Source organism: Agrobacterium pusense (genome assembly GCF_013285525.1).
Lineage (GTDB): Bacteria > Pseudomonadota > Alphaproteobacteria > Rhizobiales > Rhizobiaceae > Agrobacterium > Agrobacterium pusense.
The window spans coordinates 1,088,385-1,108,379 of the sequence record NZ_CP053857.1 but is presented as its reverse complement, the minus strand read 5'-3'; the positions used below and the strand labels follow the sequence as shown (position 1 = coordinate 1,108,379).

Sequence of the window (19,995 nt, the reverse complement as noted above, 5' to 3'; positions counted from 1 at the left end):
TCATCATGATTTCGGATGCAAAGATTAACAGTTATCATGATTTGAAATAATGCTGAACCTTCAACATCTTGCCAGCTTCGTCATGCTCCAGCAAACCGGCAGTTTTACCCTTGCTGCCGAACGGCTCGGCATTGGCCAATCCACTGTCAGCCAGCATATTCAAAGGCTTGAGGCCTCCCTTGGCCGCCGATTGATCGCACGCAACACCCATCAGGTAAAACTGACCGGCGAGGGTGAGGCATTACTCGGTTACGCTCGCAACATGCTTGAAATCGATAGCAAGGTCTCTTCGCTCTTCAGCGAAAGCCGCCTGCGTGGGCGGCTGCGGCTTGGCGTGTCGGAAGATTTTGTCGCCAGTCGCCTTACGACCATTCTAGAGGAATTCATTCGGCTTTACCCGCTGGTTGACCTTGAACTAACGGTCTCGCTGAGCGGTGTGCTTTACCAGATGCAGGATAACGGTGAACTTGACGTTGTGTTGGCCAAGCGTCGTCTTGGCGACAAGCTTGGTCATTTCCTTTATCGCGAACCGCTCGTCTGGCTGGCGCGCGATCCTGAGCGGATGCTGAACCAGCCGGATGCGCTCCCGCTGATTGCCTTTCCGCCACCGAGCATCACCCGGAAGGCAGCGCAGGAGGCACTGGACCGGGCCGGTCTCGCCTGGCGGATCGTCTGCACCTGCGGCAGTCTCAGTGGACTAACCGCCGCAGCAAGGGCGGGCATGGGCATTCTGGTGCAGCCGCGCAGCATGGCGCCGGCTGGTCTGAAGGAGATTGCCGCAGGCGTGCTGCCGCTGCTGGAAGACGTGGAATTCGTGCTTCAACCGAGTAAGGGTGCGGAGGCGGAGCTGGTGCGCGCCCTTTCCGATCTCGTTTCCAGCAAGAGCATCGCACCCGGCAGTTTCGTGTAACCGGCCTTAATTGTCCCGTTTCGAGAGGCAACGGCCGACGCTGTCGCGCCAGCCTGCGATGGCGTTCTTCCGCTCGCTCTCTTCCATCTCGGGGCTGAAGCGGCGGTCGCGCCGCCAATGGTCGGCGAAGGCCTTGCGGTCCGGCCAGATGCCGGCACGTGAGGCCGCAAGCCAGGCGGCACCAAGGATTGTCGTCTCGAGAAACACCGGTCTATCGACGGGAGCGGCGAGAATATCCGCCAGCCGCTGCATCGTCCAATCGGAGGCGACCATGCCGCCGTCGACCCTCAGCACCGTCTTGCCATTGTCACCCGCCCAGTCCTTGCGCATCGCATCCAGCAGATCGAACGTCTGATAGGCAACGCTTTCGAGCGCCGCGCGGGCAAATTCCGCCGGGCCCGTCCCGCGTGTGAGGCCGAAGATCGCACCCCGCGCTTCGGCATCCCAATAAGGCGCGCCAAGACCGGTAAAGGCAGGCACGAGATAAACGCGCTGCTTCGGATCGGCCTTTTCGGCAAGCGCGCTGACTTCTGATGCAACCGAGATGAAACCAAGCTCGTCACGCAGCCACTGCACCGCCGCCCCGGCAATGAAGATCGAGCCTTCCAGCGCATAGGTCGTCACGCCGTCGAGACGATAAGCAATCGTCGTCAGCAGCCGGTTTGTGGAGGCCACCCGGTCCGTGCCCGTATTGAGAAGTGCAAAGCAGCCGGTGCCGTAGGTCGATTTCATCATGCCCGGCTCGAAGCAGGCATTGCCGATCACCGCCGCCTGCTGGTCGCCCGCAACGCCGAGGATCGGAATTTCCGCGCCCAGAAGCGACTTGTCCGTTACGCCGAAATCGGCGGCGCAATCCAGAACCTCCGGCAGCATGGCGCGGGGGATGTCGAGGATGGACAGGAGTTCATCATCCCAGACATTGTCTTCGATATTGTAGATCAGCGTTCGCGAGGCGTTGGTGGCGTCGGTCACGTGCCGGCGGCCGCCGGTGAGACGGTAGATCAGGAAACTGTCGACGGTACCGAAGCAGATTTCTCCCTTGCCCGCCCTTTCGCGAAGACCGCTGACGCTGTCCAAAAGCCATTTCAGCTTCGTGCCGGAAAAATATGGGTCGAGCAGCAGTCCGGTCTTTTTAGAGAAGAGCGGTTCCAGCCCCCTTCTTTTCAAATCCTCGCAGACCGGGGCGGCACGTCGATCCTGCCAGACCACGGCGCGGTGCACCGGTTCGCCGGTGTTGCGGTCCCACAGCACCGTCGTTTCCCGCTGATTGGTGATGCCTATCGCCTCTATATCGGTTGCGGCGATGCCGGCATCGGCAAGCGCCAGTCGGATGGTTTCAAGCACACTTTTCCAGATGTCTTCGGCATCGTGCTCGACCCAGCCGGAGGCAGGAAAATGCTGCGGAAATTCTCGCTGCCCGACACCGATGACCCGCATGTCGCGATCAAAGACCATCGACCTTGTCGATGTCGTGCCCTGATCGATCGCCAGAATATAACCGCCCATTATGTCACTCCCTTTCAAACGCAATGACGGGGCGGCAGAGCCGCCCCGATTTAAGATTTTATGCAGACATCACTTCTGCCAGCTTTTCACCAGTTCGTCGTAATTGACGGTGACCGGCTTTTCCTTTTCGTTGGCGATCTTCAGCTGCGGCGCGAGATTGCCCTTCGAAACGGCGTCCTTGTTCCAGTATTCGATATCATGCTCTTCCGCCAGCCTCGGGCCGATATCGCCCTGCACGCCAGCACGTTCCAGGCGGCTCATGACCTTTTCCTGTTCGGCGCAGAGCGAGTCCATGGCAGCCTGAGCGGTCTTGGCACCCGACGACGCATCGCCGATTGCCTGCCACCAGAGCTGCGCCAGCTTTGGATAATCAGGAACATTGGTGCCAGTCGGCGACCACTGAACGCGGGCCGGCGAGCGATAGAACTCGACAAGTCCACCGAGCTTGGAGGCCCGGTCCGTAAAGCTCTTGTGATGGATGGTGCTGTCACGAATGAAGGTGAGACCGACATGGCTCTTCTTCACATCCACGGTCTTTGAGGTCACGAACTGCGCATAGAGCCATGCGGCCTTGGCGCGGTCGTCTGGCGTGGATTTCATCAACGTCCAGGAACCCACATCCTGATAACCGAGCTTCATGCCGTCCTTCCAGTAGACGCCGTGCGGCGAGGGTGCGACGCGCCATTTCGGCGAACCGTCCTCGTTCACCACAGGCAGGCCGGGCTTGGCCATGTCGGCAGTAAAGGCCGTGTACCAGAAGATCTGCTGGGCGATGTTGCCCTGTGCCGGCACCGGTCCTGACTCGGAGAAGGTCATGCCCTGCGCTTCCGGCGGCGCATATTTCTTCAGCCATTCGAGATATTTCTCGATGGAATAGACCGAAGCGGGACCGTTGGTATCGCCACCGCGCGCCACGCAGGAGCCGACCGGCTGCGACTTGTCATTGACCTTGATGCCCCATTCATCGACCGGCAGGCCGTTTGGCAGGCCCTTGTCGCCATTGCCGGCCATGGAGAGCCATGCATCGGTGAAGCGCCAGCCGAGCGAGGGGTCCTTCTTGCCGTAGTCCATATGGCCGAAGACCTTCTTGCCGCCGACGTCGCGGCCGGTGAAGAATTCGGCGATGTCCTCATAGGCCGACCAGTTGACGGGAACGCCGAGGTCGTAGCCGTACTTGGCCTTGAAGTCCGCTTTGTTCTTATCGTCGTTGAACCAGTCGTAACGGAACCAGTAGAGGTTTGCGAACTGCTGGTCGGGAAGCTGGTAGAGCTTCTTGTCCGGTGCCGTCGTGAACGCGCTGCCGATGAAGTCCTTGAGGTCGAGACCGGGATTGGTGACATCCTTGCCTTCATTGGCCATGAAGTCCGTCAGGTTGCGCACCTGCTGGTAACGCCAATGGGTGCCGATGAGGTCGCTGTCGTTGACCCAGCCATCGTAAAGGTTCTGGCCGGTCTGCATCTGGGTCTGGATCTTTTCGACAACGTCACCTTCCTGGATAAGGTCGTGCGTCACCTTGATGCCGGTAATGGCGGTAAATGCAGGCGCCAGAACCTTTGATTCATATTCATGCGTGGTCAGGGATTCGGATACGACCTTGATCTCCATGCCCGCGAAAGGCTTCGCGGCATCAATGAACCATTGCACTTCCTTTTCCTGCTCTGCACGGGAAAGCGCCGACATGTCGCCGATTTCCTTGTCCAGAAACTGCTTTGCTTCCTCCATTCCGGCAAAGGCCGAACCTGTCATTGCCAGCAGCATGGCTGCCGTCGTCGTCATCAGATGCCGTCGCATATCAGTCCTCCCAAGGGTTGCGATTGCATGAAGTCTGCGAGATGCGGTTTTCCTCCGCCGCATCTTTTTCCTGCTCTAGACAAAACGGAAAACGCCGACGGCGTAGACCACGGATAGAGCGAGAGCCCACCACAGGTTCGGGCCGACCAGCCCGAGCCATGCGAGATGAATGAAGGCGCTGCCAAGCAGCGAGATGAACAGCCTGTCACCACGCGTCGTTTCGAAGCGCAACAGGCCGAAGCGGGGATTGCCGCCGGGCGAGAGTCGTTCCCAGAACCACATGCCGACGAGCAAAACCGCGATGGTGCCGAAAAAGGCCGCCGTCTGCCAGGTCCACGCCATCCAGGTAAAATCGGGCATCTTCGTCATGGTCAAACCCTCCCCAGCGCAAAGCCCTTGGCGATGTAATTGCGCACGAACCAGATCACCAGGGCACCCGGTATCAGCGTCAGCACACCGGCAGCGGCAAGCAGGCCCCAGTCCATGCCGGCAGCGGAAACCGTCCGCGTCATCGTCGCGGCAATCGGCTTTGCGTCCGTTGTCGTCAGCGTGCGGGCGATCAGAAGCTCGACCCACGAGAACATGAAGCTGAAGAAGCACGCGACCCCGATGCCGGAAGCGATGAGCGGCATGAAGATCTTCACGAAGAATTTCGGGAAGGAATAGCCGTCAATATAGGCGGTTTCGTCGATTTCCTTCGGCACGCCAGACATGAAACCTTCGAGAATCCACACCGCCAGCGGCACGTTGAACAGGCAATGCGCGAGCGCCACGGCAATGTGGGTGTCGATCAGCCCGAAAGCGGAATAAAGCTGGAAGAAGGGCAATGCAAAGACGGCGGGGGGCGCCATGCGGTTGGTCAAAAGCCAGAAGAACAGGTGCTTGTCACCGAGAAAACGGTAACGCGAAAAGGCATAGGCCGCTGGCAGCGCGACAGCCACCGAGATCACCATGTTCATGACGACATAAATGATCGAATTGATATAGCCGGAATACCAGGATGAATCGGTGAAGATCGTCCGGTAGTTCTGCAGCGTCGGTTGATGCGGATAGAGCGTCATGGACGAGACGATTTCCGCATTCGTCTTGAAGCTCATATTGATAAGCCAGTAGATCGGCACGAGCAGAAGCAGGATGTAGATCGTCGGCACCAGCCAGGAAAACCGGGATGGCCCGTGATGGCGGCGTGAGCGCGCCGTTGCGGCAAAGCTGGGTCTTGTCGACGTGGCAACGCCCGATGAGCCGGAGACCAAGCCGTTACGTTCCACGCCGGTCGTGACATTGGAGGCGCTCATGGCTCAGGTCTCCGCGTCGTGGCTGGTCATCACGGTGTAGAACACCCACGACAACAGCAGGATGATGAGGAAGTAGATCAGCGACATGGCCGCTGCCGGTCCGAGGTCAAACTGGCCAAGTGCCATCTTCACGAGATCGATGGACAGGAAGGTTGTGGAATTGCCCGGGCCGCCGCCGGTGACGACGAAGGGTTCGGTGTAGATCATGAAACTATCCATGAAGCGCAGCAGGAAGGCGATCAGCAGCACCCGTTTCATCTTGGGCAGCTGGATGAACCGGAACACTGCGAAACGCGACGCGCCGTCGATCCTTGCCGCCTGATAATAGGCGTCAGGAATGGAAACGAGGCTGGCATAACACAGAAGGACGACAAGGCTCGTCCAGTGCCACACATCCATGATGACGACGGTAATCCAGGCATCGACGGGATCGTTGACATAGTTGTAGTCGAGCCCAAGCTGATTGGCGTAATAACCGAGCAGCCCGATATCACTGCGCCCGAAGACCTGCCAGATCGTGCCCACCACATTCCACGGCACCAAGAGCGGTAACGCCATGGTGACGAGGCAAACAGGCACGCCGATACCGGATTTCGGCATTTTGAGCGCGATGAAGATGCCGAGCGGAATTTCAATGGCGAGGATGATTCCTGAGAATAGCAGGTTGCGCCCCAGCGCATCCCAGAACCGGTCTGAGGCCAGAATTTCCTCGAACCATTGCGTTCCCGCCCAGAAGAACTGGTTGTTGCCGAAGGTGTCCTGCACCGAATAATTCACGACGGTCATCAGCGGAATGACGGCGGAGAAGGCGACCAGCACCAGCACCGGCAGCACCATGAACCATGCCTTGTTGTTCCAGCTTTTTTCCATGGTCAGGCCCCCATCTTTACACGCCAGGAATCGGCGAAAACACCGATGGCGGCCGGGTCGAAGCGCACCCCCGCTTCCGCCGGGATTTCCTCGTCTTCGGCCACGACAATTGCCAGTTTCTGGCCGGCGAACCGGGCGCGCACGATCTTCTGCCGGCCGATGTCCTCGACCTTATCGACAGTGATGGGCATGCCGCCGCGCTCCAGCCGGACGAATTCCGGGCGGATGCCGATTTCGATGCGCTGCCCCGATGCGATCGTCGGCGCACCTGCCAGCGGCACACCAAGACCGCCGACCACAGCCGTCGTCCCCTTGATATTGGCGGGCAGCACGTTCATGCCCGGCGAGCCGATGAAATAACCGACGAATGTATGCCCCGGCCGTTCGAAAAGCTCGGCCGGCGTGCCGATCTGGACGATCTGCCCGTCGTACATGACCACAACCTTGTCGGCGAAGGTCAGCGCTTCGGTCTGGTCATGGGTGACATAGACCATGGTGAAACCAGACTGGCGATGCAGGCGCTTCAGCTGCGAGCGCAACACCCATTTCATATGCGGATCGATGACCGTCAGCGGCTCATCAAAGAGAATGGCGTTGACGTCGGAGCGTACGAGGCCGCGCGCCAGCGAGATCTTCTGCTTCTGGTCCGCCGTCAACCCGCGGGCCCTGCGTTTGGCCATACCGGAAAGGTCGGTCATCTCAAGGATTTCCCGCACGCGGCGGTCCACCTCGGCCTCCGGCACATGCCGGTTGCGCAGCGGAAAAGCGAGATTGTCGTAAACTGTCATCGTGTCGTAAACGACCGGGAACTGGAACACCTGGGCGATATTGCGATCTTCAGTCGCAAAATCCGTGACGTCTGTTCCGTCGAACGCGATGCGGCCTTCGGAGGGTCGCAGCAGGCCAGAAATGATGTTGAGCAGCGTAGTCTTGCCGCAGCCGGAGGGACCGAGAAGTGCATAGGCACCGCCATCTTCCCATTCGTGATGAACCTCCTTCAGGGCATAATCGCCGGCAGCCTGTGCCTTGGCGTTATAGGCGTGGCGGATATGATCGAGCGTGATACGTGCCATGACCGATCCCCCTTACGCCGCTTCGCCGATGGCGCGGCCATTTGCGTCAAATGCCATCAGGTGGCTTGTATCGAGAAACAGCTCGATATCCCTGTCCGGTTCGATGTCGTGGATGCCATGCGCCAGCATGACCCATCGCCGGCCGGAAAACTCCACATGCACGAAGCTTTCCGACCCCGCGATTTCCGAGATCAGCGTCCGCGCCCGTATGGATTGCCGTGCTTCACCCTTCGCCTGCGGGAAAAGATGATGCGGCTGGAAAGCGATGGTCAAAGGTCCATCCGGCACGGTGGCAAGGTGCGCCGGCACTGCGACAACGGCGCGATCAGCACGGGTAAAGGCGCCACCCGTCTTGATGACCTCAATGGTGTTGAGCGGCGGGTCGGCGAAAATTTCCGCCGTCACAATATCCACAGGACGCCGGTAAACCTCGATGGTTCGGCTGAACTGGGTTACCCTGCCCTCGTTGAGCGTTGCCGTATTGCCGCCCAACAGCAGCGCCTCTGACGGCTCTGTGGTGGCGTAAACAAAGATCGCGCCCGACTCCGCAAAAATACGCGGCAGTTCCTCGCGCAATTCTTCGCGCAGCTTGTAATCGAGATTGGCCAACGGCTCATCAAGCAGCACCAGAGTGGCGTTCTTGACGATGGCGCGGGCAAGTGCCGTTCGCTGCTGCTGGCCGCCGGAAAGATTGAGCGGCGTACGGTCGAGATAAGGCGTAAGCCTCAGAAGCTCCGCGGCTTTTCTCACTTCCCGGTCGATGGTTGCCTGATCCTTGCCCGCAACCCGCATCGGCGAGGCAATGTTTTCGTAAACGCTGAGCGCCGGATAGTTGATGAACTGCTGGTACACCATGGCGACGTTGCGCTTCTGGACCGGCCAGCCGGTCACATCCTCGCCGTTGACCAGGATCGAGCCGCTGCTTGGCTTGTCCAGCCCCGCCATAAGCCGCATGAGCGACGTCTTGCCCGAAAGCGTCGGTCCAAGCAGAACGTTCAGGCTTCCGCGCTGCAATGTCAGATCCGTGGGGTGAATATGATACTCACCGCCCACCATCTTCGAGACATTTCGCAATTCAAGCATGGTGATCCAAAGCCTCCTCCGCTTTTGTCCGGATCGTCAGATTGCCTTCAATCGTCCACCTGCAATGTCATCGATGTAGTCCTCCAACCCACGCACCTCGTCGGGGGTAAAAAAAAGCCCCTGCTTGGTACGGCGCCACAGAATATCCTCCGCCGTCAGCGCCCATTCCCGCGCCATCAGCCAGCGAACTTCGGCTTCGTAGAGCGTGCCGCCGAAATGCCGCCCAAGCGCCGACGCGTCTGTCGCGTTGTCTATCATCGCCGCCACATCGGTGCCGTAGCAGCGTACAAGCCGCTCCACATGACGCTCTTCCAGGAAGGGATAACGCGATAGCAGCGCAGAAACCTCCGCAGCATAAGCTTCCACATTGAAATTTCCGCCCGGCAGATGAGAACCCGCTGTCCATGGGGCTCCCTTTGCTCCCAGCGCATCGCCGATCTTTTCAAGAGCATGTTCGGCAAGTCGCCGATAAGTGGTGAGCTTGCCGCCGAAAATATTGAGAAGTGGTGCCTCGCCGTCGGTCCCCTCGGTCTTCAAGACATAATCACGCGTCGCCTCCTGCGCTTTTGACGCACCGTCATCAAAAAGCGGCCGCACCCCGGAATAGGTCCAGACAATATCGGTCGGCTTCACCGGTTCGGCAAAATATTCACTCGCCGCGCTGCAGAGATAGCTGATTTCCTCGTCGCTGATCTTAACAGCCCGGGGGTCACCGGTATAGTCGCGATCCGTCGTGCCGATCAGGGTGAAATCCTGTTCGTAAGGGATGGCGAAAATGATGCGGCCATCCGGATTCTGAAAGAAATAGGCGCGCGGATCGGAAAATTTCTTGCGCACGATGATATGGCTGCCCTGGACGAGGCGAACATTGTGAACGTTGTTTTTGCCGAAGGTCGCCGACAGAACCCTGTCGACCCATGGACCGGCGGCATTCACCAACATCCGCGCCCGGTGGACCTGCGTTTCTCCGGCGGCATTTCTTGTCTCTACCCGCCAGAACGCGCCGTCGCGCCGCGCGGAAACCACCTGCGTCCGATTGAGGATCAATGCGCCACGGTCAGCGGCATCACGGGCGTTCAGCACGACCAGGCGGGCGTCGTCGACCCATCCGTCGGAATATTCGAAAGCCCGGGCGAAAATCGGTTTCAAAGGCTTTCCGGCCGGATCACGGCGCAGATCGAGCGAGCGGGTGGCGGGCAGGAGCTTGCGACCGCCAAGATGATCGTAAAGGAAGAGCCCGAGACGCACGAGCCAGGCCGGACGCACACCGCCCTTCTGGAAGGGCAGCACGAAACGCATGGGCCAGATGATATGAGGCGCCATGGCCCACAGAACCTCGCGTTCCATCAGTGCTTCGCGCACCAGACGAAACTCGTAATGTTCGAGATAACGCAGGCCGCCATGAATGAGCTTGGTTGCAGCAGATGACGTACCGGAGGCGAAATCGTTCATTTCCGCAAGTGCGACGGAATAGCCCCTGCCGACGGCGTCGCGCGCAATGCCGCAGCCATTGATACCGCCGCCGATCACGAAAATATCGTGAATTGCCCCGTCAGACATGCACCCTCCCGCGCTTTCATCGACGCTCTCCTCATCGATATATTGAAAGCACGACCATCTAATTCGAAGACAAAACGAATGTCAAACGAAATTCCGATAGCCCGTGGATCAGGTGCCGCGGGCCTCCGTTTCGATCAGCCGGACATCGTGATCGGCGCAGATGCTGCGGATGGAATCAATCGGACAATGATCGGTGATGAAGGTATGAACCTGCGAAAGATGGCCGATGCGGACAGGGGCCGTCCGTTCGAATTTGAGCGAATCCGATACCAGAATCACATGGCGCGCGTTGGAAATAATTGCCTGCGCAACTTTGACCTCGCGGAAATCGAAATCCAGCAGGGCGCCGTCCTCATCGATGGCGGACACGCCGATGACGGCGAAATCCACTTTGAACTGGCGAATGAAATCCACGGCCGCTTCGCCGACAATGCCGCCATCGGAGCCGCGCACGACACCACCGGCAATCACCACCTCAATACCCGGGAAAACGCGTAACCTGTTGGCAACATTTATATTATTCGTAATGACCATCAGTTCGTGATGATCCGCCAGCGCTTCGCCCACCGCCTCCGTGGTCGTGCCGATGTTGATGAAAAGCGACGAATTGTTGGGAATGAGAGCGGCGGCAGCGGCCCCGATCGCCTGTTTCTCCACGGAAGCAATCGCCCGCCGAGCCTCGTATTTGACATTTTCATTGCCGCTTGGAAAAAGCGCGCCGCCGTGGATGCGGGTCAGAACGCGGGTATCGCAGAGGTCGTTCAGGTCCTTGCGGATCGTCTGAGGGGTGACGGAAAACCGCGATGCCAGCTCGTCGACCAGCACTCGCCCGTTCGCTTTCGCCAGCGCGACGATTTCATCCTGACGCGGTGTGAGCAACATTTCGCCCTCCCTCCTCTTTCAATTTTTTCGTTTTATTGAAGAGCGAACGAAAAACCAATGTCAAGGGATGGTTTATGGCGACCATGGGTGGCCGCGTCGACGTCGTGTGTCAAAAATTTGCGCCGGGGCGGCGCGTGGTCCGTCAGCGAGCTATCAGAACGGGCGGAAGGATCTTTGCGTCCATCACGGACAGCGCCGGGGAAGCGGCGCGGAACGCATCGCCAATGCCGATCAGAACGGGCTCGTTTACCCCCAGCCGCTCGATTGCCGCAGACAGTTGCGTGAGTGTGCCGCACCAGCGCTGCTCATTCGCCCGGGTGACGGAAACCACGACGGCAACGGGCGTCGAGGCGTCCATGCCGTGGGCGAGCAAGGAGGACTGGATTGCCGCCGCGGTTCGCCCGCCCATGTAAAAAACCGTGGTTACGGCGGGGTCGGCAAGCGATGTCCAGTCAATATTCTCCGGCAGCTTTCCCTGACGGGAATGGCCGGTGATGAAGCGCACCGACTGGGCGTGGTCGCGATGTGTCAGGGAAATGCCGAGGCGGGAGGCCATGGCGCTTGCCGCGGTGATGCCGGGCACGACATCGACGGGAATGTTTTCAGCCGCCAGCGCGGCGATCTCCTCACCGGCGCGCCCGAAAATCATCGGATCGCCGGATTTCAGGCGCACCACCCTTTTTCCCGCCTTTGCAAGCCGGATCATCATGTCGTTGATATCTTCCTGCCTGCAGCTTTCGCGGCCGCCGCGCTTGCCAACCAGCATGCGCTTGGCCTCCCGCCGCGCCAGCTCCAGCACCTCGGCTGAGACAAGATCGTCAAACAGGATGACATCTGCCGCCTGCAGGGCGCGCACCGCTTTCAGCGTCAGGAGTTCGGCGTCTCCAGGGCCGGCGCCCACAAGCGTCACCCGCCCCCCAACCTCGCAAGCCTGCATTCCGGTAGCCGTCAGCAACCGTTCTTCGCTGTCTTCGTCCAGCCTTTCGGTAAAGGCCCGATCGACGAATTTCTCCCAGAACAGCCGCCGGGACGGACCTGGCGTCAGCCGCAGGTTGACCCGCTCACGGATGGTCTGGGCAAGCGCGCCCCAATCCCTGAGCGAGGGCGGCAGCAATGTCTCAATGCGCCGACGGATGCCCTGAGCCAGAATAGGTGCTGCGCCATCGGTGGAGATCGAGACGACCACTGGCGATCGATTGACGATGGAGCCGAACTGGAACTGGCAGAATTCCGGCTTGTCGATGACGTTGACGGGAACACCCGCCGCCCGCGCAGCGGCATGAAAGGCTGCCGCCTCCGTATCCGTTTCGCAATCCGCCAGCGCCAGTTCCGCATCGGCGAATATGCCCCTATGCCAGCGCATGGCATGGAAATGCAGGCGAGTGCTTCTGGCAACGAGCCCTGCAAATGTCTCGGACAGGTCACCCCTCTCACAAAAGACATGCAATTCCGCGCCGCAGGCCAGCAACAGCTCCGCCTTCCAGGCGGCCCCATCCGATCCGCCCGCCAGCACCACGCGCTTGCCCTCAAGCCCCCAGAAAACCGGCAGCTTGGCGAGTTTCTCCATGCGGGCCGGTTCATTCCGCTGCGGTTTTAAGGCATCCATTGATGACCTCCTTGATTTCGGCGCGGCACGAGCCGCAATTGGTGCCGGCATTCAACACCTTGCCGATGGCTTCGACGCTATGGCAGCCATCCCGGACTGCGGCCGTGATCTGGTTGACGCCGACATTGAAGCAAGAGCAGACCGTGGCCCCCGGATCGGGACGGCCGGCTCCGGGGCGACCGGCGATCAGCGCAAACCGCATTCGCAGATCCTCATGGCGCTCGATCAGTTGCGAGATCGCCCAGTTGCGGGCAACAGCCACCGGCCGCCTTGCGATGAACAGCGCCGCCAGCAGTATATCGCCATCGAAAAAGGCAAGGCGCAGATCGCCGGTTTGCCGATCGCTGTAACCCAAAGGCTCGATCCCGACGTCGATGCCGAAGACCTGTCGCGCCCAGAGCGTCCAGTCCTGCGGCTCTTCCGCAAAGGCAAGCTCCATGCGATAGCCGCCATCCGCCTTTGCAATGGCCCAATAGGCGCAGTCCGGCGCATCGGGCCGGGTGCGGGAAATGGCGAAACCGTAAGCCTTCGCTTCGAAACGTCTTGCCCTCACGCCCGTGTTTTTCGAGGCGGGCTGGCCGGAATAAGGGTCCGTGACCGGGGCCACAACCATATCGATCCGCGCCCGCGAGGCGAAATGGTCGTTCCAGTGCATCGGCGCGAAGACCGATCCGCGCGCCTGCCTTTCGCTGATCAACGCCCGCAGCAGAACCTTACCATGTGGACTTTCCAGCTCTACCAGATCGGCGCTTTCAATGCCCAGCGCCTGTGCATCGCGCGGGTGAAGCTCGGCGAATGGCTCGGCGATATGGGCGGTAAGGCGTGCGCTTTTGCCGGTGCGGGTCATGGTGTGCCACTGGTCGCGAATGCGCCCGGTATTCAGCGTCAGCGGATAGTCCGCCGACGTTCTGTCCACCTCCGGCAAGGCTGTGACGATGAACCGCGCCTTGCCATCGGCGTGATAAAACCGGCCATCTGCGAAGAAACGCGTCGTGCCGGCGTCACCTGCCTGCGGTCTTGGCCATTGGAAGGGCGCCATCCCGTCATAGACCTTCGTGTCGACGCCACTGATGTCGAAATCGCGACTGCCCAGATTTTCGAAGCCAGACAGAGCTGCATGTTCGGCGAAAATCTCCGACGCGTGCCGGAAGGCAAAGGCTGCGCCGAAACCCATGCGCCGGCCCACTTCCGCCATCTGCCACCAGTCCGCTTTCGCTTCACCGGGTGCATCGAGAAAACCGCGCTGGCGGGAAATGCGCCGTTCCGAATTGGTGACCGTGCCGTCTTTTTCCCCCCAGCCAACCGATGGCAGAAGCACATGGGCATGGCGCGCCGTATCGGTCTTGGCCATGACATCGGACACCACGACGAATGGACAGGCCTTGATGGCCGCTTCGACGGCACCGGCGTCAGGCATGGACACCACCGGATTGGTTGCCATGATCCACAGCGCCTTGATGCGGCCATCGGCCACGGCCCGAAACATATCAACGGCCTTGAGGCCGGGTTTTTCCGCAATGGCGGGCGAGGCCCAGAAGCGCTGCACGCGATCACGATCCCCGGCACTTTCGATGGCCATATGGGCGGCCAGCATGTTGGCCAGCCCGCCGACCTCGCGCCCGCCCATGGCGTTCGGCTGGCCGGTCAGCGAAAACGGTCCCATGCCGGGCCTGCCGATGCGACCGGTCGCAAGGTGGCAATTGATGATAGCGTTGACCTTGTCGGTGCCGCTTTGCGATTGGTTGACGCCCTGGCTGTAACAGGTGACGGTTTTTTCGGTGCGCTCGAACAATTCGTAAAAGGAAATCAGTTCGGCAATCGTCAGGCTGGTGGCCTCAGCGATATCAGGCAGGCTATAGTCGGTTGCTGCCTGCATCGCAGCATCAAAACCGACCGTGTGATCTTCCACATAGACGTGATCGACTGCAGGACTACCGGAAAGATGCGCCAGCAGGCCGGCAAACAGCGCCACATCTCCATCCGGGCGGATGGCGAGGTGCATATCGGCAATATCGGCGCTCATCGTGCGACGCGGATCGATGACAACGACTTTCATTTCCGGCCGTGCCGCCTTTGCCGCCGCTAGCCTCTGGTAGAGAACGGGATGGCACCAGGCGAGATTGGAACCGGTGAGGATCACCAGATCGGCAAGCTCCATATCCTCATAGGCACCCGGCACCGTGTCAGCCCCGAAGGCACGGCGATGGCCAGCGACCGAGGACGACATGCAGAGCCTTGAGTTGGTATCGATATTGGCCGAACCGATGAAACCTTTCATCAGCTTGTTGGCGAGGTAATAATCCTCCGTCAGCAATTGGCCGGAGACGTAAAAGGCAACCGAATCCGGGCCATGTTCGGCAATGGTGTCGGAGAAGCGGGAAGCGACGAGATCAAGCGCTTCGTCCCATGTTGCCCGTTTGCCATTGATCTCAGGGTGAAGAATGCGTCCTTCAAGGTCGATGGTTTCGGCGAGAGCCGAGCCCTTGGAGCACAGCCGGCCGAAATTGGCGGGGTGGTCCAGATCGCCTTTGACGGAAACGACGCCGTCATCGGCAACGGTGGCGATGACGCCGCAGCCGACGCCGCAATAGGGACAGGTGGTTTTTGTTTCAACGGGCATGGGTTTGCCCTCTCACTGCGTGGCGCTTACCCCCCTCTGTCCTGCCGGACATCTCCCCCACAAGGGGGGAGATCAACTGTGGCACGGGCTTCCATTCACAGCTCGCGCCGCCGCCGGTAGAGATGCTGGGAGCATTCACCTTGTCGATCTCCCCCCTTGTGGGGGAGATGTCCGGCAGGACAGAGGGGGGTATCTTCAACGCCATCGAAAATCACTCCGCCGCAATCATCAGCGTTTCAAGCGCTATCGAAAGCCAGCCATCCAGATTACGCACCGGGATGGTCCGCACCTCGCCCTCGTCTGCCCCCAGCGCTTTGCCGGTCTCCAGCGAAATGACCCAATTGTGCAGCGGACACGTCACTGAAGCACCATGCACGATGCCTTGGCTCAACGGCCCGCCCTTGTGCGGGCAATGATCCTCGATGGCGAAGACATGATTTTCCGCTGTGCGGAACACGGCGATCTTGCCCATCGGCGTTTTTACGCACCGCGCGCCGCGTAGTGGGATGTCGGAGATGTCACCAATATCGATCCAGTTGCTGTCCATCGTTCTCACTCCGCCGCCTCGCTGAAACCGATTGCCGCCATGGGCCTGAATTCGTGCTTGTCATGACCGGACACACGTTCCGACCAGGGATCGACCTGCGCGAATTTCTGGCTGAAGACGAAGCGTTCGAAATAGGCTTTGCGCTTTTCGGCATCGCCCATGATCTGGCGGCGAACCTCGTCGTAACCGATGCGCTTGGCCCATTTATAGATGCGCTCAAGGTAACGCGCCTGCTCACGGTACATCTGGGTGAGCGCCACGATATGCTCCAGCGCCTCATCCTCGGTTCTGACAAGACCCAGAACTTCCGTGCCCTTGATATCGAGACCGGCGGCGCCGGCGAAATGGATTTCGAACCCGGAATCGACGCAGATGACGCCGATATCCTTGCAGGTGGCCTCGGCGCAGTTGCGCGGACAGCCGGAAACGGCAAGCTTCAGCTTGGCGGGTGTCCACGAGCCCCACATGAATTTTTCGATGCGAATGCCAAGCCCGGTGGAATCCTGCGTGCCGAAACGGCACCATTGCTGGCCGACACAGGTCTTCACGGTGCGCAAGCCCTTGGCATAGGCCTGGCCGGAAATGAACCCGGCCTTGCCGAGATCGGCCCAGACGGCGGGCAAATCCTCCTTCTCGATGCCGAGAAGATCGATGCGCTGGCCACCCGTCACTTTCACCATCGGGATTTCGAACTTGTCGACCACATCGGCAATCGCCCGTAGCTCGGAGGAAGAGGTAACGCCGCCCCACATACGCGGCACGACGGAATAGGTGCCATCCTTCTGGATATTGGCGTGGACGCGCTCATTGATATAACGCGACTGATAGTCATCGGCATATTCGTCCGGAAAATCGCAGACGAGGTAATAGTTGAGCGCCGGCCGGCATTTGGCGCAGCCGCAGGAGGTTTTCCATTCCAGTTCCTGCATCACGGCTGGAATAGTCTTAAGACCCTTGGCCTTGATGAGACGGCGTACATCGTCGTGGCCGAGATCGGTGCATTTGCACATGGGCTGCACGGCAGCGGGGTTATAACTGTCGCCGAGCGTCAGCGTCATCAGCTGTTCGACAAGGCCGGTGCAATTGCCACAGGAGGCCGACGCCTTGGTGTGGGCGCGCACATCGTCCAGAGAGGTCAGCCCCTTGGAGGTGATGACCGAGGTGATCTTGCCCTTGCAGACGCCGTTGCAGCCGCAGATTTCCGCATCATCCGGCAAGGCTGCAACGGCCGCCATAGGGTCCAGCGGCGACCCTCCCTGATAGGCCTGGCCGAAAATGAGGGTTTCGCGCATGGCGGAAATATCGGTGGACTTCTTCATCAGGTCGAAGAACCACGACCCATCCGCCGTCTCGCCGTAAAGCACCGCACCGATGATGCGGTTTTCTTTCAGGATGAGGCGCTTATAGATGCCGGCCGTGGCGTCTCGCAGCACGATTTCCTCGCGGTCATCACCTTCGGCGAAATCACCCGCGGAGAACAGGTTGATGCCGGTGACCTTCAGTTTCGTATTGGTGACGGAGCCATGATATTCGGCCGAACCGCCGCAAAGGCGGTCAGCCAGCACCCGGGCCGATTCATACAGCGGCGCAACCAGTCCGTAACAGATGCCGCGATGTTCCGCGCATTCGCCGAGCGCATAGATCGAGGCGTCCGACGTCATCATGCCATCGTCAACGACGATACCGCGATTGACGGCAAGACCGGCTTCCTTGGCGAGACCCGAGGCCGGGCGGATGCCGACCGCCATCACCACCATGTCACCCTTGATGACACGGCCGTCTTCCAGCTCAATGCCCTCGACCTTCTCCTCACCCAGAATGCATTTGGTATTGGCCTTGGTAATGATGTCGATGCCGCGCTCATTGAGCGCCTTTTCGAGAAGATAGGCCGCTGCCGGATCGAGCTGGCGCTCCATGATCGTCGGCATCAGGTGGATGACGGTGACATCCATGCCCTGACGCTTGAGGCCATAAGCCGCTTCCAGCCCGAGAAGACCCGCGCCGATGACGATGGCGCGGCCCTTGCCTTCAGCGATTTCCAGCATCTTCGTCACATCGTCGAGATCGCGATAGGCGAGCACGCCCGGCAATTGGTGGCCGGGAACCGGAATGATGAAAGGCAACGAACCGGTGGCGATCACCAGCTTGTCGTAGGAAACCGTGATGCCGTTTTCGCTGGTCACGGTCTTCCTGTCGCGGTCGATGCCGGTGACCTTCGCGCCCTTGTGCAGCGTGACATTGTTAGCCGCATACCATTCGTCATTATGAATGACGATGTCTTCATAGCTTTTTTCGCCAGAAAGCACCGGCGAGAGCATGATGCGGTCATAATTGACGCGCGGCTCGGCGTTGAAAATGGTGACGTCGTAAAGGCCGGGAGCTGTTACGAACAGGTTCTCCAGCATGCGTCCCGGCGCCATGCCATTGCCGATGATGACGAGTTTTTGCGTCATGGTCGTTACTCCGCAGCTTCGACGAAGCGGTGACGTTCGTAAAGGAACTTCAGCACGGCCTCGCGGCATTTGAGGTAGGTCTTGTCGGATGCAAGCTCGATGCGGTTGCGCGGGCGTGCCAGCGGCACCTCAAGCACTTCGCCGATATGGGCGGCAGGACCATTGGTCATCATCACGATACGGTCTGAGAGCAGCACTGCCTCGTCGACATCATGGGTGATCATGACCATGGTGTTGCCAAGCCGGGTGTGAATTTCCATCACCGCGTCCTGAAGATGGGCGCGGGTCAGCGCGTCTAGCGCACCGAAAGGCTCGTCGAGCAGCAGGATCTTGGGCTCCATGGCGAGCGCGCGGGCAATGCCGACGCGCTGTTTCATGCCGCCGGAAATTTCAGACGGTTTCTTGTCCTTGGCATGGGCCATCTGCACGAGATCGAGATTGCGCATGACCCAGTCATGCCGCTCGGTCCGGGTCTTGGTGTTGCGGAAGACCTTCTCGACGGCGAGGTTGACGTTTTCATAAACCGAAAGCCAGGGCAGCAGGCTGTGGTTCTGGAACACGACGGCACGTTCCGGGCCGGGCTCGTTGACCTCGCGGTTTTCGAGCAGAACGGCACCGGCAGACACTTTCGTCAGTCCGGCGATGAGGTTCAGCATGGTGGATTTGCCGCAACCGGAATGGCCGATGACGGAGACGAATTCACCCTTTTCGATAGTGAGGTTGATGCCTTTCAGCACCTCGGCGCGCGAACCGCCCTTGTCGAAATATTTGTCGATGTGATCGAGCTTCAGATAAGCGTTCATGATCGTCGCCCTCTTAATTTGCCGCAGCGCCGCGGGTGATGACCTTGCCGAGCGCCGCCACCAGCTTGTCGAGCACGAAGCCGACGACGCCGATGTAGGCGAGTGCCACGATGATGTCGGGCAGGCGCGAGGAATTCCACGCATCCCAGATGAAGAAGCCGATGCCGACGCCGCCGGTCAGCATTTCCGCCGCCACGATCGCAAGCCACGAAAGGCCGATGCCGATGCGCAGGCCGGTGAAGATGTAGGGTGCCGCCGAAGGCAGCATGATCTTGAAGAAGAATTCCAGCTGGTTCAGCCGCAGCACCTGCGCGACATTGCGGTAGTCCTGCGGAATATTGCGCACGCCGACTGCGGTATTGATGATGACCGGCCAGATGGAGGTGATGAAGATCACGAAAATGGCCGACGGATTGCTGTCCTGAAAGGCGGCCAGTGAAAGCGGTAGCCAGGCGAGCGGCGGCACGGTGCGCAGAACCTGAAAGATCGGATCGAGCCCGCGCATCGCCCAAACCGACTGGCCGATGACAGCCCCGAGAATGATGCCGGCGATGGCGGCAAGACCGAAACCGTAGGCCACCCGCTCCAGCGAGACCAGCACGCGCAGGCCGAGACCTATATCCTGCGAGCCGTTATGGAAGAACGGCGATACGATGAGATCGTAGCTCTCCTCGAAAACCTGGCTCGGCGGCGGCAGGGAGGCGCCGGGGGCGGAACAGAGCAGCTGCCAGACAGCAAGCAGAATGGCGAGAACGACAAACGGCGGGATGATGTTGCGGGCCGCTACCACCCCCCATTTGCGCAGATCAATCCGCGGCGACTGTTTCGGCGCAAGCGCCACGACATTTGCCTTCTTCGCTGCCTGCTGCTGCGGCTCTTCGTTGAATTTTCGGGCCAATGCGGACATGGGCATTTCCTCTTGATGTCGGTTGCGGTCTGGGCTCGCCCCTCACCCGGTCTTCAGCCGCACCGGTTGGGAAGCGCGGCCGGCGGATG

The 19,995-nt window shown here is 60.0% G+C and carries 16 protein-coding genes; 1 reads left to right on the top strand and 15 read right to left on the bottom strand.

Translation table 11 applies throughout. The annotated features are described in order from the left end of the window. Window positions 1–49 precede the first annotated feature (49 nt). Complete coding sequence (locus HQN82_RS18690; protein WP_044459571.1) at window positions 50–910, top strand: LysR family transcriptional regulator; 861 nt, start codon at window positions 50–52, stop codon at window positions 908–910. A 6-nt stretch (window positions 911–916) separates the two neighbouring features. Here HQN82_RS18690 and glpK read toward each other — a convergent pair whose 3' ends face one another. From glpK to ntrB, 15 genes are all read right to left on the bottom strand, one after another. Next, window positions 917–2,416 (bottom strand): glycerol kinase GlpK, encoded by a 1,500-nt coding sequence (gene glpK, locus HQN82_RS18685; RefSeq protein WP_107340822.1) that lies wholly within the window; start codon window positions 2,414–2,416, stop codon window positions 917–919. A gap of 69 nt (window positions 2,417–2,485) precedes the next feature. After that, window positions 2,486–4,207 (bottom strand): ABC transporter substrate-binding protein, encoded by a 1,722-nt coding sequence (locus HQN82_RS18680; protein ID WP_173615546.1) that lies wholly within the window; start codon window positions 4,205–4,207, stop codon window positions 2,486–2,488. Window positions 4,208–4,282: 75 nt separating this feature from the next. Beyond that, window positions 4,283–4,576 carry a DUF2160 domain-containing protein gene (locus HQN82_RS18675; RefSeq protein ID WP_004437276.1) on the bottom strand — a complete coding sequence of 98 codons (294 nt, stop codon included), beginning with the start codon at window positions 4,574–4,576 and terminating at the stop codon, window positions 4,283–4,285. Between the two features lie 2 nt (window positions 4,577–4,578). Continuing rightward, window positions 4,579–5,502: a carbohydrate ABC transporter permease gene (locus tag HQN82_RS18670; RefSeq protein ID WP_173615545.1), complete on the bottom strand. Its 924-nt coding sequence runs from the start codon at window positions 5,500–5,502 to the stop codon at window positions 4,579–4,581. Window positions 5,503–5,505: 3 nt separating this feature from the next. Continuing rightward, window positions 5,506–6,372 carry a carbohydrate ABC transporter permease gene (locus HQN82_RS18665; RefSeq protein WP_065117167.1) on the bottom strand — a complete coding sequence of 289 codons (867 nt, stop codon included), beginning with the start codon at window positions 6,370–6,372 and terminating at the stop codon, window positions 5,506–5,508. 2 nt (window positions 6,373–6,374) lie between these two features. Then, complete coding sequence (locus HQN82_RS18660) at window positions 6,375–7,445, bottom strand: ABC transporter ATP-binding protein (RefSeq protein WP_173615544.1); 1,071 nt, start codon at window positions 7,443–7,445, stop codon at window positions 6,375–6,377. A 12-nt stretch (window positions 7,446–7,457) separates the two neighbouring features. Next, window positions 7,458–8,528 (bottom strand): ABC transporter ATP-binding protein, encoded by a 1,071-nt coding sequence (locus HQN82_RS18655; protein WP_173615543.1) that lies wholly within the window; start codon window positions 8,526–8,528, stop codon window positions 7,458–7,460. Window positions 8,529–8,564: 36 nt separating this feature from the next. Next, on the bottom strand, window positions 8,565–10,088 hold the full coding sequence (locus tag HQN82_RS18650; RefSeq protein WP_173615542.1) for a glycerol-3-phosphate dehydrogenase: 1,524 nt from the start codon (window positions 10,086–10,088) through the stop codon (window positions 8,565–8,567). 108 nt (window positions 10,089–10,196) lie between these two features. Continuing rightward, entirely contained in the window at window positions 10,197–10,970 is a 774-nt protein-coding gene (locus tag HQN82_RS18645; RefSeq protein ID WP_107340816.1) for a DeoR/GlpR family DNA-binding transcription regulator, read from the bottom strand. Between the two features lie 142 nt (window positions 10,971–11,112). After that, on the bottom strand, window positions 11,113–12,576 hold the full coding sequence (cysG, locus tag HQN82_RS18640) for a siroheme synthase CysG (protein WP_173615541.1): 1,464 nt from the start codon (window positions 12,574–12,576) through the stop codon (window positions 11,113–11,115). Continuing rightward, a complete protein-coding gene (locus tag HQN82_RS18635) occupies window positions 12,548–15,196 on the bottom strand; it encodes a nitrate reductase (protein ID WP_173615540.1) in 2,649 nt (882 codons plus the stop codon). The genes cysG and HQN82_RS18635 overlap by 29 nt, the downstream gene beginning before the upstream one ends. A 211-nt stretch (window positions 15,197–15,407) precedes the next feature. After that, the gene (gene nirD / locus HQN82_RS18630; protein WP_173615539.1) at window positions 15,408–15,743 is read right to left on the bottom strand and encodes a nitrite reductase small subunit NirD; all 336 of its coding nucleotides are present in this window, start codon (window positions 15,741–15,743) and stop codon (window positions 15,408–15,410) included. A 5-nt stretch (window positions 15,744–15,748) separates the two neighbouring features. Continuing rightward, on the bottom strand, window positions 15,749–18,196 hold the full coding sequence (gene nirB / locus HQN82_RS18625) for a nitrite reductase large subunit NirB (protein ID WP_173615538.1): 2,448 nt from the start codon (window positions 18,194–18,196) through the stop codon (window positions 15,749–15,751). Between the two features lie 5 nt (window positions 18,197–18,201). Next, window positions 18,202–18,999 (bottom strand): ABC transporter ATP-binding protein, encoded by a 798-nt coding sequence (locus HQN82_RS18620; RefSeq protein WP_173615537.1) that lies wholly within the window; start codon window positions 18,997–18,999, stop codon window positions 18,202–18,204. A gap of 13 nt (window positions 19,000–19,012) precedes the next feature. Next, the gene (gene ntrB, locus HQN82_RS18615) at window positions 19,013–19,906 is read right to left on the bottom strand and encodes a nitrate ABC transporter permease (protein ID WP_173615536.1); all 894 of its coding nucleotides are present in this window, start codon (window positions 19,904–19,906) and stop codon (window positions 19,013–19,015) included. Between the last annotated feature and the right edge of the window lie 89 nt (window positions 19,907–19,995).

What these genes read in the sequence shown, in the direction of transcription:
- HQN82_RS18690 (WP_044459571.1), top strand. Translation starts at nt 50, where the DNA reads ATGCTGAACCTTCAACATCTTGCCAGCTTCGTCATGCTCCAGCAAACC.
- glpK (WP_107340822.1), bottom strand. Translation starts at nt 2,416, where the DNA reads ATGGGCGGTTATATTCTGGCGATCGATCAGGGCACGACATCGACAAGG.
- HQN82_RS18680 (WP_173615546.1), bottom strand. Translation starts at nt 4,207, where the DNA reads ATGCGACGGCATCTGATGACGACGACGGCAGCCATGCTGCTGGCAATG.
- HQN82_RS18675 (WP_004437276.1), bottom strand. Translation starts at nt 4,576, where the DNA reads ATGACGAAGATGCCCGATTTTACCTGGATGGCGTGGACCTGGCAGACG.
- HQN82_RS18670 (WP_173615545.1), bottom strand. Translation starts at nt 5,502, where the DNA reads ATGAGCGCCTCCAATGTCACGACCGGCGTGGAACGTAACGGCTTGGTC.
- HQN82_RS18665 (WP_065117167.1), bottom strand. Translation starts at nt 6,372, where the DNA reads ATGGAAAAAAGCTGGAACAACAAGGCATGGTTCATGGTGCTGCCGGTG.
- HQN82_RS18660 (WP_173615544.1), bottom strand. Translation starts at nt 7,445, where the DNA reads ATGGCACGTATCACGCTCGATCATATCCGCCACGCCTATAACGCCAAG.
- HQN82_RS18655 (WP_173615543.1), bottom strand. Translation starts at nt 8,528, where the DNA reads ATGCTTGAATTGCGAAATGTCTCGAAGATGGTGGGCGGTGAGTATCAT.
- HQN82_RS18650 (WP_173615542.1), bottom strand. Translation starts at nt 10,088, where the DNA reads ATGTCTGACGGGGCAATTCACGATATTTTCGTGATCGGCGGCGGTATC.
- HQN82_RS18645 (WP_107340816.1), bottom strand. Translation starts at nt 10,970, where the DNA reads ATGTTGCTCACACCGCGTCAGGATGAAATCGTCGCGCTGGCGAAAGCG.
- cysG (WP_173615541.1), bottom strand. Translation starts at nt 12,576, where the DNA reads ATGGATGCCTTAAAACCGCAGCGGAATGAACCGGCCCGCATGGAGAAA.
- HQN82_RS18635 (WP_173615540.1), bottom strand. Translation starts at nt 15,196, where the DNA reads ATGCCCGTTGAAACAAAAACCACCTGTCCCTATTGCGGCGTCGGCTGC.
- nirD (WP_173615539.1), bottom strand. Translation starts at nt 15,743, where the DNA reads ATGGACAGCAACTGGATCGATATTGGTGACATCTCCGACATCCCACTA.
- nirB (WP_173615538.1), bottom strand. Translation starts at nt 18,196, where the DNA reads ATGACGCAAAAACTCGTCATCATCGGCAATGGCATGGCGCCGGGACGC.
- HQN82_RS18620 (WP_173615537.1), bottom strand. Translation starts at nt 18,999, where the DNA reads ATGAACGCTTATCTGAAGCTCGATCACATCGACAAATATTTCGACAAG.
- ntrB (WP_173615536.1), bottom strand. Translation starts at nt 19,906, where the DNA reads ATGTCCGCATTGGCCCGAAAATTCAACGAAGAGCCGCAGCAGCAGGCA.